Below are 10,674 nucleotides of genomic sequence, written 5' to 3'. Positions count from 1 at the left end.
CGGCGCGGAGCTCCCGTCTCATGCAGGGGTGGGTCAGTCGGCCAGGGCCCTGGCCGGGGTGGTCGGCAGGAAGCGCTCGAGGGTGGAGGCGATGTGGTCGTCCGAGTTCGTCTCGCGGAAGCGGGCGCGCATGGCCTCCAGCGTGCCACGCAGGGCGGGGCGGGTGGTGACCTCGTCCAGCAGGGCCAGCAGCTTCTGGGGAGTGAGCTCGGGGAGCGAGCTGCGCACGCCCAGGCCGTGGTGGGCCACCAGGTGGGCCACCTGGGGCTGATCCGCCCGCTGGGGAATGGCCACCATGGGGACGCCGAAGTAGATGCACTCCTTGGCGCTGTTGAATCCGCAGTGGGTGACCATGGCCGCCGCGCGCTGCAGCAGCCGCAACTGGGGGGCTTGCTGGACAGCGAGGAGGTTGGGCGGAGGAGTGCCCAGCGAGGTGGGGATCACCGAGCCGGTGGCCAGGACGAACTGCCAGTCTGGCCGCAGGGCCGCGGTTCGCAGGCAGAGCTCGAAGAATGCGCGGCTCTCCGGAGCGCCGAAGGACAGGGTGCCCAGCGAGAGGAAGACGAGGGGCTTGCCCTCGGCGAGCCGCTCCCAGGGAAAGTCCGGCTCCTGTCGCTCCAGGTCGAGGCAGGGGCCGAGGTAGTGGCACTGGCCGGCGGTGCGGGTGGTGCCTGTCTCGATGAACTCCCGGGGGCTGAGCACCAGCTCGGGGATCCGCGGGTTGCTGAGGCGGATGATGCCGTCGGGGTCGGGGGGGAGCGGGTAGTCGTACTTGCGGCTCAGCTCGTCGATGGCCCGGCCGGTGGGAATGGGAGAGTCCAGGCCGAGGAGATGCAGCAGGTGGTTGATGGCCTCCCTGTAGCTCTTGCGCAACCCGTGGCGGAGGGTGTTGAGGATGCCTGAGGGCCGAGGGCCGGGCTCCATCTCCGGAATCGTCGTGTTGAGCACGAGGGTGGGGATGCGGCTGCCGTAGGCGATGATGCGGGCGTGGAGGAGCATCTCGTCCACGAGGATCAGATCCGGGCGCAGCCGGGAGAGCTGCCGCTCGATGCCGCCGTGGGTCATCTCATGCATCAGGAGGTTGTTCCACCGGATGACCTCGCGGGCGTAGAAGAAGAGTCGCGGCCCGCGCAACTCCGCCAGCTTCGCGGCGACCTGCGGCATCATCCCCTTGGGGCACTGCTCCTCGAAGGCGGGCTCGAAGGCGAAGCCCTCGGCGAGGATCGGATCCTCGACGTCGCGCAGGCTGGAGTAGATCACCTCGTGACCCCGGGCGCGCAGCACCTTGGCGAGCTTGAAGGTGGGGTTGATGTGCCCCGGAGTCGGTATGGGGAGGAAGGCGATTCTGGCCATGTGGCGCATGGTATACACGGACGCGGGGGAGTGGATGGCGAAAGGTGGAGGGGTGCCGGCAGCAGGATCCGCCTGCCGGCGTGCGGGGCGTACGGGCCCGGGGTCGCCTCTGGCTTCCCCGGTCGGAATCCGCTCCTGTCACGGAGCAGGTCCGGAGGGAGCCACCTCTGGTGGCCCCCCACACCCGCCGCTCACTCCTGCAGCTCCGTGTGCCAGTACGCGACGTCACGGAGGAACTTCCTCCACGAGATGGGCATGCCCTTCTCGTAGGCGAAGGTGAGCTGCACCGAGCCCGGGAGCTTGCGAGGCTTCTCGGGAGATGAGAGCAGCTTCATCCCCGCCTGCACCGGCGTGCGCCCGCCCTTCTTCTGGTTGCAGGGCACGCAGGCGATCACGATGTTCTCCCAGGTGGTGCGGCCGCCCTGGGCCCGGGGCACGACGTGATCGTACGTGGCCTCGGGGCGGGACACCTTCCGGCCGCAGTACTGGCACCGGCAGCTGTCTCGCATGTAGACGTTGTCGCGGCTGAACTTGATGCCGCGGCCCTTGCGCCGCTCGCCGCGCAGGAAGCGGATGACGGAGGGCATGCGGATCTCCAGGGTGACGGAGCGGACGATGCGGTCGTCGTACTCCTCGACCACCTCGACCTTGCCCTGCCACAGCAGCATCATCGCGCGCTGCCAGGAGATCCGTGCCACGGGTTCGTAGGATGGGCTGAGGACCAGCGTCTCCATGACTCGGGGTTTCCTTCGGGGTGAGATGTCCGCGGCGAGAGTCGAACTCGCACGTGAGCTGGGTTTGAGCCAGCCGCCTCTCCCGATTGGGCCACGCGGACGGGTTGGGGAGCCTGTTGCAGTGCAGATGACGACAGGCCGCCGAGGAGTCGAACCCCGCACGCCCGGATTTGGAGTCCAGGCTGCTCCCGGAGCGCGGCCTACAAGTGTTGCGTGTACTGCGAGTGCCGTCCCCAGGAATCGAACCCGGTCCTCCCGCTCTTCAGACGGGCGCGCGGACCACCTACGCCAGGACGGCATGATGAAGTCGCGGAGCAGGGAGTCGAACCCTGCGGCCCAGGCTTATGAGGCCCGGTGGGACGTCCGGTCCCACTCCGCATCGAAACCAACATCAAAAATCTGGGTGACAGGATTTGAACCTGCGGCCTCGCGGACCCGAACCGCGCGCTCCACCAAGTTGAGCTACACCCAGGAAAGACAACTTCAAACAGAGTCGGGATGGCCGGATTCGAACCGACGGCCTCGTGCACCCCAAGCACGCGCTCTCGTCCAGGCTGAGCTACATCCCGATGAAGCTTCACGGGAGGGACTCGAACCCCCAACACGGCGGTTAACAACCGCCCGCTCTGCCATTGAGCTACCGTGAAATGTATTGCATTGCCGCTACAGCTCCGGGAGCAGGACTCGAACCTGCATCTGCGGGGTCAGAGCCCGCCATCCTACCCATTGGACGATCCCGGAATGTGTACCCCCGGAGGGACTCGAACCCTCACCGTCCGCTTAAGAGGCGGATGCTCTACCCGTGAGCTACGGAGGCGTGTGCCGCCTCTCTCGAAGGCAGGCGGCGCTTCACCACTGCGATTCAATTGTCAGCGAACCGGTGCTTCCACCGCCGAGTGGGGACGCTGGGAGTCGAACCCAGCGGGCCATTGAAGGCTCCGGCTCTACAGGCCGGTGCGTCTTCGCGTAACGCTCTACGTCCCCGGATGGATGAGGCTGGAAATGCGAGAGGCCGGGACCCTTTCGGGCACCCGGCCTCCTTCGCCACCGCCTCACACACTCGGGAGGCGGAGCATCAGAAGAGGCCTGGGTGGGGGCTCCAGTCGAAGCACCCGCGGAAACCGCGCTTCACGACGGGATAGCGCTGATACCGCCACTGCGAGGAGGGGGCCGGCAAGGCGCTGACGCGCACGTTGGCGAGACCGGCATGGTTGTCGTGCTGCTTCGGATTCATCGTGCCCGGCTGCGTCATCGTTCGCATCGTCACCGCTCCTTTCATGGGGAAGAGACGCCGGGCCTCATGAACCCTGACACGGTATTTTCCCCTCGATTTTTCCCCTCGAATGAGAATGCGTGGAGCCGGGTTGTCTTCGAGTGTAGTCGCTCACACGTGATGTAAGCCCCGCTGCCACGTCAGAGCGTCAGGGGGGCGCGATACAACGGGTTTGCCTTGATCTGGATAAGTCGGAAATCCATAGTGGTTGCGGTTGCTCGTACAACCGCCTGGAAGACAGGACAGATCAGCACCAAGGAGGCTGGACCATGAAGAAGACCCTTGAGAACAAGAAGCCGTTCTTCGCGCGACTGCTCGAGGAGCAGGAGCTGGAGCAGGTGGCGGGTGGTGCGACCACGAAGTACCCCTCGGACAGCGACGAGGACCAGACCATGAAGTACCCCTCGGACGGTGACGAGGAGTCCGCCTCGCTGGCCAACCAGACCATGAAGTACCCCTCGGACGGCGACGAGGGTGGCATCTAAACCACCTGCTGGCGCTCGGTTTCGCGCCTCGTGACCCATGACGCCCCCTGACCGCGACATCGTCCTCCTCCTCACCCACAGCGGTGACCACTACACCGTCGATCGTGTGGCGGAGGAGCTGTCGCGGCGGGGGGTCCGCCCGCTGCGCATCAACACGGATGGCTTTCCGGCCGAGCTGGAGCTGACGTCCGCGTTGGGGCACGAGGGCGCCGAGGTGACGCTGCGGACCGCGTCCGGCGAGCTGCGCGGGCAGGATGTCCGGTCGGTGTGGTTGCGCCGGTTGGTGATGCCCCGGCTCGATGAGTCGCTGGACCCCGCCTTCCGCGAGGGCTGTGTGCGCGAGTCGAGGGCGGCGCTCGAGGGCTTCCTGGACGGACTGGAGGCGGCGGGCTGCCGCTTCGTCAACCCGCTGGACGCCGACCTGCCGGCGCAGAACAAGCCGCGTCAGCTCCGGCTGGCCCATGCGCTCGGACTGGAAGTGCCGCGCACGCTGGTGACCAACGACGCGGCCCGGGTGCGTGCCCTCTTCGAGCAGGTGAATGGCCGGATGGTGGCCAAGATGCTGACGCCCCTGACGCAGTCCATGTCCGGGGGAGGGGCCTTCGTGTACACGAGCGCGATCGGCCCCGAGCACCTCGAGGAGCTCGAGGGGTTGCGCTACAGCCCCATGGTCTTCCAGGAGCGCATCGACAAGCTGCGCGAGCTGCGGGTGGTGGTGGTGGGCGAGCACTGTTTCGTGGGCGCCATCGACGCCTCTCGCTCGGTGGCCGGCCAGGTGGACTGGCGTCGTTCCCGGCCGGAGGAGGTGCGCTGGGAGACGGGCTCGCTGCCAGCGGAAGTGTCGGCGCGCCTGGTGCGCCTGGTCGCCGAGCTGGGGCTCGTGTACGGCGCCGCGGATTTCATCGTCACACCCGAGGGACGGCACGTCTTCCTCGAGGTCAACCCCGGCGGGGAGTGGGGCATGCTCGAGAAGGAGCTCGGCCTGCCCATCGCGGCGGCCCTGGCCGAGGCGCTCGCCTCCGAGGGCAGCTCCCTCTGACGGGCACACACGGATTCCCTACACATGACGATCCTCATCGTGACCCACTCCCAGGACAACGAGGCGCCCCGTGCCGTGGCGCGAGCCCTCGAGTCCCGCGGTACGCGGGTCTACCGGTTCAATACGGATTTGTTCCCCACCGACCTCCAGCTCTCGCTCGACGAGGCGGGCGGCGGGCGGCTCTCCGGTCCCGAGGGCGTGCTCGAGCTGGCGGATGTCACCGCCGTCTGGTACCGCCGCAACGCGACGGGCTCGCGCATTCCCCAGGACATGGATCCCCAGTTGCGCGCCCCCTCGGTGGAGGAGAGCCGGCGGGTGGTGTTCGGGATGATGGCGGCGCTCGGTGTCTTCCAGCTGGACGCGCTCGAGGTGGTGCGTCGCTCGGAGCACAAGCCGCTGCAACTCAAGCTGGCGCGCGAGCTGGGGATGGACGTTCCGCGCACGCTGATGACCAATGATCCAGAGGCGGTGCGCGCCTTCGCCGCGAGCTGCCCCGGCGGCGTGGTCACGAAGATGATGGCGTCGTTCGCCGTCTACGAGAAGGGCCAGGAGCAGGTGGTCTTCACCACGCCCCTGGAGGCGAAGCAGTTGGAGGACCTGGACGGCCTGGAGCTGTGCCCGATGACGTTCCAGGAGCGCGTGGTCAAGGCGATGGAGCTGCGGGTGACGGTGGTGGGCGACCGGGTGATGGCGGCCTCCATCGACTCGCAGGCGCTGCCGAGGGCCCGTGAGGACTGGCGTCGCGAGGGCGCGGCGCTCGTCAGCGCGTGGAAGCACTACACGCTGCCCGAGCCCCTCCACGCGCAGGTGCTGAAGCTGATGGACGCGCTGGGGCTCAACTATGGTGCGTTCGACTTCATCGTCACCCCCGAAGGGCGGCACGTCTTCCTCGAGGTGAACCCGTCGGGCGAGTTCATGTGGCTGATGAAGCACCCCGGACTGCCCGTCGACGAGGCGCTGGCGGACGTGCTCTCCGGGCGTGCGATGCGCCGACTCGCCCCCAGGCCGCTGACGGTGCCGTGAGGCACGCGGTTTCCATGTCCAGAGCCACGCTGATCCTGCTCTCCGCCCTGTGTGTCCTCGGCCCGCGCGTGGCGCTGGCGGAGGACGACGCGCTGACTCGCTTCCAGGAGTGGTTGTCGAAGATCGGCAAGCCGGCGCCTCCTCCCGAGGACAAGGGCCCCTGGAACACCTTCACCCTCAACCCGCTGGTGCTCAAGGAGCGGCGGCTCGGGGTCGAGTATGAACGGGCGCTCAGCCGGGGCTTTTCGCTCTACCTGGCGCCCGAGTTCGCCTATGGCCGCGCCGAGCGCTCCTGGCACCTGACGCTGGGCGGCACGCTGGGGGCGAGGATCTTCGTGATTGGAAAGGCCCCGAGCGGCATCTACTTCGGGCCCGAGGTCGCCGTGGACTATCAGCGCGAGCGCCGGGAGCAGGGGCTGCGCAAGGCCTTCGGACTGGGAGTCGGCGGGAGCGTCGGCTGGACGCTGGTGTTCTTCAACCGCTTCACGCTCGCGGCGGGGTTCTCGGCCCAGTACCGGGCCATCCCGGACCTCGAGTCGTCCGAGGAGGAGGAGGCCATCCGGGTGGAGCTCGTCCCCACGCCCCGGCTGGCCTTTGGTGTCGCGTTCTGACGTCGACGGTCGAATCGGGATTGAGCAAGCCGTGAGGGCGCGCTAGTCGATCGCGCGTTCGCGAGGGCCCAGGGCTCCGCGACGGTCATTCTCGTTTCGACAGGGGACGTACATGCGGACCAATCTGATGGCAGTGGTGGTGGCGGCGGCACTGATGGGGGTGGGCGGGACGGCGGCGGCCCAGGGCAAGGGGCAGGGCGCGAAGCCGGCCGCGGCGCAGGGCAAGACGGAGGTGACGTGGTGGGGCCACGCCGGCTTCTTCGTGCGCACCCCGGGCGGCGCGGTCATCGCCATCGATCCGTGGCTGGGCAACCCCAAGGCGCCCCAGGGCGTGCAGCCGCCGGAGACGGTGGATGCCATCCTCGTCACCCACGGTCACTTCGACCACGCGGGCAGCGCCAAGGAGCTGGCGACGAAGACGGGCGCGCAGGTGTTCGGCTCCTACGAGCTCATCAACCTGCTGGGCCTGCCCCAGGACAAGGGCGTGGGCGCCAACGCGGGCGGCACCTTCCAGGTGAAGGACGTCACCATCCACTTCGTGGAGGCGGTGCACTCCAGCAGCTACGCCGCCGACGACAAGTCCCCCGCCCAGTACGCCGGCGCGCCGGTGGGCTACGTGCTGGAGATCGCCAACGGCCCCACGCTGTACCACGCGGGTGACACCGGCGTGTTCGCCTCCATGGCCACCATCGCCGAGCAGTTCAAGCCCACCGTGGCGATGCTGCCCATCGGCGGTCACTTCACCATGGGCCCCGCGGAGGCCGCCCGGGCCGCCCGCCTGCTGAAGGTCAAGTCCCTGGTGCCCATGCACTACGGCACCTTCCCACTCCTCAAGGGCAACCCCGAGGAGCTCGAGGGCCAGCTCAAGAAGGTCGCGGCTCCGGCCAAGGTGCTGCGGCTGGAGGCCGGCAAGGCCACGGCGCTGTAGGCCTCTCGCGGCATCGGGCGTGGCGGGGCTCGCCCCCGTGCGCCTTTTGTGGTTTCTCTTCCGCGCCCGATGCTCCGCGACTCCTCCCTCCCCCATGACACCCCGGCCCTGGCGCTCGCCGAGGTCGTCCGGCGCCGGGGCCTGCGCTACTCCCGGGCCCACGTGCGCGAGGCTTTCAGGAGCCACCCGCAGCCCACCTCGCTGCTGGCCGCGGTGGAGGTGGCGCGCTCGGTGGGGCTGGAGCCCACGGCGGGGCAGGGGGACCTGGAGACGCTGGAGGAGACGGAGGCCTCGGAGCTGCCCGCCATCCTCCACTTCGTCGTGGACGGGGAGGAGGGCTTCGGTCTGCTGGAGGCGGTGCTGCCCGGGGCCGCGGGCGTCCGCGTCTGGGACAGTCGCAATGGCAGTCAGGAGCTGACCCGGGACGAGCTGGTCTCGCTGTGGAGCGGCGTCATCGTCTTCCTGGAGCCCCAGGGGGAGGGTGCGCCGGAGCGCGGTTACCTTCCGCGCCGCGCTCGTGAGCTGCTGCTGGAGGAGTGGCGGCCGCGCACCGGGCTCGTTGGCTCCTCGTCCTCCCCCGTCGTGCGCTGGGGACTGGGCGTGATGGCGGTGCTCCTGTTGGGACTCGCCACGTCGGCGCTCCCCGCCGGGGTGCGGGGGCCGGGCGCGCTGCTCGCGGGCCTCACCGCGCTGGGGCTGGCCGCGTCCCTCACCGCGCTGGCGTGGACGCGAGGCCAGAAGGCCTCTGTGTTGTGCGGCGGTGGCGGGCCGGTGGACTGCGAGAGCGTGCTCCTCTCGGACTGGGCGCGCATCGCCGGAGTGCCGCTGTCCGGCCTGGGCGCGGCCTTCTTCGGTGCCTCCCTGCTGGTGCAGTGCACCTCGGCCCTCTCCGGGAGCGTGGCGCCCGCGTGGCTGGCGGGCGCGGCCTTCCTTCCCACGCTGCCCGTCTCCGCTCTGCTGGTGGTGGTGCAGCTCCGCATGCGGCGCTTCTGCACCCTCTGCATGGCGGTGCACGCCGTGGACGCGGCGGGCGCGGCGGTGTTCCTCCTGGGGCTCGCTCCGCGCGTGTCGCTGCCTCCCGAGGGACTGTTGCCCGCGGCGCTGCTGCTGGTGTTCCTCTTCGGGTTGCTCCTGTCCTCCACCGTGCCCCACCTCTCCCGGAAGGAGGAGGACGACTCGCGCGAGCGCGACCGGGCACGGCTCGAGCGTTCACCCCTCACGTCCCTGGCGCGCCTCACGGGCGAGAAGGCGCTGCCGGTGGACGCGGGCGCGGTGGGTGTGCGCCTGGGAGGAGGGGAGGGGGCACCGCACACGCTGGTGATGCTGGCGAGCCCTGGATGCAAGCAGTGTGGCCCCCTGCTGGAGCAGCTGGAGGGTGTGGTGGCCCGTCACGGTGACGTGCTGCGCGTCCACGTGGGCGTACCCCCGATCGAGCCGGGCAACCCGAGGGAGGTCGCCCTCTGCGAGGCGCTGGCCTGCGTGGGCGTGGCGTTCGGCGGCGGCGTGTTCCTCCAGGCGTTCCGCGCGGCGAAGCAGGCGGTCCGCGAGCTGATGAAGGCCCCCGAGCCGCTGGCGGAGCTGGCCGCCCTCACCGGCCTGGACAGGGGCGCCCTGGAGGCGGCGCGAGAGACGGCCCGAGCCCAGGTGCGAGCGGCCACCATGCTCAAGGTCGAGCGCACCCCCGGCGTCCCCGCGTTCTTCTTCGATGACCGCAGGTGCGAGGCGCCCCTCTCCCATGTCGAGGCGTGGTGCGTACGGCCCGGGCTGTTGTCGGTGCTCGCGCCACCGGAAACGAAGAGGCAGGAAGGGAAGGCACCATGACGGAGAAGACGCAGGCGGGGCCCGTGCTCCTCGTGGGCTCGCCCGAGGACATCCACGTGGACGTGGTGGCGCGCCGGTTGGGCGAGGAGGGCGTGGAAGCCTTCGTGCTGGACAGCCTCGCCTTCCCGGAGAAGACGCGGGTGTCGCTGTCGGATGACCTGGAGGGCATCACCGTGGATGGCCGTCCCGTGGGGCGGCCCGGCGCCGTCTACGTGCGCCAGTTCCACGGCCACCCGCTGGCCATGGGCGTGGACGTCTCCGAGGACATGGAGGACGACTGGCGCACCACCCTGGTGGTCTTCCGCGAGAAGGCCACCCTGCTCAAGGGCCTCATGGGGCGCTGGGAGGCCCTGGGCGTGCCCCTGTACAACGGCCCCTCGTCCGACTGGCGCACCCCCAAGCCCACGCAGCTGGCACTGCTGAAGGCCGCCGGGCTGCCCGTGCCGAGGACGCTCTGGACCAATGACGCGGAAGCCGTGCGCCGCTTCGCCGCCGGCCAGCGCGTGGCCTACAAGCCCGTCACCGGCGGTGCCGCCACCAAGGAGCTCTTCGCCGAGGACCTCACCGACGAGCGCCTCGGCTCGCTGGACGCCGCTCCCGTCACCTTCCAGGAGCTGCTGCCCGGTGAGGACATCCGCGTCTACGTGCTGGATGGGGAGATCATCGCCAGCCTGCGCATCACGTCCTCCGCGCTCGACTTCCGGCAGAACGAGGAGCGCGTCGAGCAGGTGGAGCTGCCTGCCGAGGTGGCCCGCCAGTGCGTGAAGGCCGCCGAGGTGCTCGGCCTGCGCTGGACGGGGATGGACCTCAAGCGCGGCGCGGACGGGGTGCTCAAGTTCCTGGAGCTCAACGCGTCGGCCATGTTCCTCGGCTTCGACGCGCGCGCGGGCTCGGACATCCTGGGCCATCTCGCGCGGACCCTGGCCCGGGCGGCGCGGGGCGAGGCCCCCACCCGTCGCTAGTGGAGTGTCCATGAAGTTCGTGGACAGAATCGTGTTGCGCATGCGCCCTCTCCCTCTGGGAGAGGGCGGGGGGTGAGGGTCGTCACCCTCGTGTTCCTCGCCCCGGCTCGCATTGCGGCACGCAACCGCCCCCCTCACCGTCCTCTGTGAACTCCCATGGGGTCATGCGCTCCAGGGGGGAAGACCCTCACCCTAGCCCTCTCCCAGAGGGAGAGGGGACATCCACGGGCCCTCGGACCATGTCCAGAGACTTCGTGGACACTCCACTCGCGCGTTACCGCCACAGGGCGGCCAGCAGCGTGCGCGAGGCCAGCCAGGCCGCCGCGCCCAGTCCCAGCGCCAGGGTCACCGTGAGCCACATCGTGAGCCGGGCTCTCGGATGGAGGATGGCGCGGATCTCCTCCGTGAGGGCGGGATCCTTCTCGTCGTCGTGCTCGGTGCGCAT

The 10,674-nt window shown here is 69.5% G+C and carries 11 protein-coding genes and 10 tRNA genes; 7 read left to right on the top strand and 14 right to left on the bottom strand.

The window, feature by feature from the left end:
- Positions 1 to 33: 33 nt before the first annotated feature.
- From JRI60_RS39810 to JRI60_RS39750, 13 genes are all read right to left on the bottom strand, one after another.
- Positions 34 to 1,353, bottom strand: coding sequence for a glycosyltransferase (locus tag JRI60_RS39810; RefSeq protein ID WP_204221231.1), 1,320 nt, complete (start codon positions 1,351 to 1,353; stop codon positions 34 to 36).
- A 191-nt stretch (positions 1,354 to 1,544) separates the two neighbouring features.
- The gene (locus JRI60_RS39805) at positions 1,545 to 2,087 is read right to left on the bottom strand and encodes an HNH endonuclease (protein WP_204221230.1); all 543 of its coding nucleotides are present in this window, start codon (positions 2,085 to 2,087) and stop codon (positions 1,545 to 1,547) included.
- A gap of 26 nt (positions 2,088 to 2,113) precedes the next feature.
- Positions 2,114 to 2,188, bottom strand: a tRNA-Leu gene (locus JRI60_RS39800).
- Positions 2,189 to 2,221: 33 nt separating this feature from the next.
- A tRNA-Trp gene (locus JRI60_RS39795) sits at positions 2,222 to 2,289 on the bottom strand.
- 23 nt (positions 2,290 to 2,312) lie between these two features.
- A tRNA-Phe gene (locus JRI60_RS39790) sits at positions 2,313 to 2,385 on the bottom strand.
- Positions 2,386 to 2,394: 9 nt separating this feature from the next.
- A tRNA-Met gene (locus JRI60_RS39785) sits at positions 2,395 to 2,466 on the bottom strand.
- 19 nt (positions 2,467 to 2,485) lie between these two features.
- Positions 2,486 to 2,559: transfer RNA gene (locus JRI60_RS39780), tRNA-Pro, on the bottom strand.
- 21 nt (positions 2,560 to 2,580) lie between these two features.
- Positions 2,581 to 2,656 (bottom strand) — tRNA-Pro (locus tag JRI60_RS39775).
- A 6-nt stretch (positions 2,657 to 2,662) separates the two neighbouring features.
- A tRNA-Asn gene (locus JRI60_RS39770) sits at positions 2,663 to 2,734 on the bottom strand.
- 22 nt (positions 2,735 to 2,756) lie between these two features.
- A tRNA-Gln gene (locus tag JRI60_RS39765) sits at positions 2,757 to 2,828 on the bottom strand.
- A 5-nt stretch (positions 2,829 to 2,833) separates the two neighbouring features.
- A tRNA-Lys gene (locus JRI60_RS39760) sits at positions 2,834 to 2,904 on the bottom strand.
- Positions 2,905 to 2,984: 80 nt separating this feature from the next.
- A tRNA-Tyr gene (locus tag JRI60_RS39755) sits at positions 2,985 to 3,071 on the bottom strand.
- Between the two features lie 91 nt (positions 3,072 to 3,162).
- On the bottom strand, positions 3,163 to 3,348 hold the full coding sequence (locus JRI60_RS39750; RefSeq protein WP_204221229.1) for a hypothetical protein: 186 nt from the start codon (positions 3,346 to 3,348) through the stop codon (positions 3,163 to 3,165).
- Between the two features lie 281 nt (positions 3,349 to 3,629).
- Between JRI60_RS39750 and JRI60_RS39745 the strand changes: the two genes are divergently transcribed.
- From JRI60_RS39745 to JRI60_RS39715, 7 genes are all read left to right on the top strand, one after another.
- A complete protein-coding gene (locus JRI60_RS39745) occupies positions 3,630 to 3,845 on the top strand; it encodes a microviridin/marinostatin family tricyclic proteinase inhibitor (protein WP_204221228.1) in 216 nt (71 codons plus the stop codon).
- 37 nt (positions 3,846 to 3,882) lie between these two features.
- The gene (locus JRI60_RS39740) at positions 3,883 to 4,884 is read left to right on the top strand and encodes an MvdC/MvdD family ATP grasp protein (protein ID WP_204221227.1); all 1,002 of its coding nucleotides are present in this window, start codon (positions 3,883 to 3,885) and stop codon (positions 4,882 to 4,884) included.
- Between the two features lie 24 nt (positions 4,885 to 4,908).
- A complete protein-coding gene (locus JRI60_RS39735) occupies positions 4,909 to 5,907 on the top strand; it encodes an MvdC/MvdD family ATP grasp protein (protein WP_204221226.1) in 999 nt (332 codons plus the stop codon).
- A 14-nt stretch (positions 5,908 to 5,921) separates the two neighbouring features.
- Positions 5,922 to 6,518, top strand: a complete 597-nt coding sequence (locus JRI60_RS39730) for a hypothetical protein (RefSeq protein WP_204221225.1) — start codon at positions 5,922 to 5,924, stop codon at positions 6,516 to 6,518.
- A 112-nt stretch (positions 6,519 to 6,630) separates the two neighbouring features.
- Positions 6,631 to 7,446, top strand: coding sequence for a metal-dependent hydrolase (locus tag JRI60_RS39725; protein ID WP_204221224.1), 816 nt, complete (start codon positions 6,631 to 6,633; stop codon positions 7,444 to 7,446).
- Positions 7,447 to 7,515: 69 nt separating this feature from the next.
- Positions 7,516 to 9,267: a vitamin K epoxide reductase family protein gene (locus JRI60_RS39720; protein WP_204221223.1), complete on the top strand. Its 1,752-nt coding sequence runs from the start codon at positions 7,516 to 7,518 to the stop codon at positions 9,265 to 9,267.
- A complete protein-coding gene (locus JRI60_RS39715) occupies positions 9,264 to 10,229 on the top strand; it encodes an ATP-grasp domain-containing protein (RefSeq protein WP_204221222.1) in 966 nt (321 codons plus the stop codon). The genes JRI60_RS39720 and JRI60_RS39715 overlap by 4 nt, the downstream gene beginning before the upstream one ends.
- 274 nt (positions 10,230 to 10,503) lie before the next feature.
- On the opposite strand, the gene JRI60_RS39710 is transcribed toward JRI60_RS39715, so the two are convergent.
- Positions 10,504 to 10,674, bottom strand: coding sequence for a hypothetical protein (locus JRI60_RS39710; protein ID WP_204221221.1), 171 nt, complete (start codon positions 10,672 to 10,674; stop codon positions 10,504 to 10,506).

The sequence above is a fragment of the Archangium violaceum genome, from assembly GCF_016887565.1.
In the GTDB taxonomy this organism is placed as follows: domain Bacteria; phylum Myxococcota; class Myxococcia; order Myxococcales; family Myxococcaceae; genus Archangium; species Archangium violaceum_B.
The sequence above is the reverse complement of the archived record's forward strand: the minus strand, read 5'-3'. Positions and strand labels throughout refer to the sequence as shown.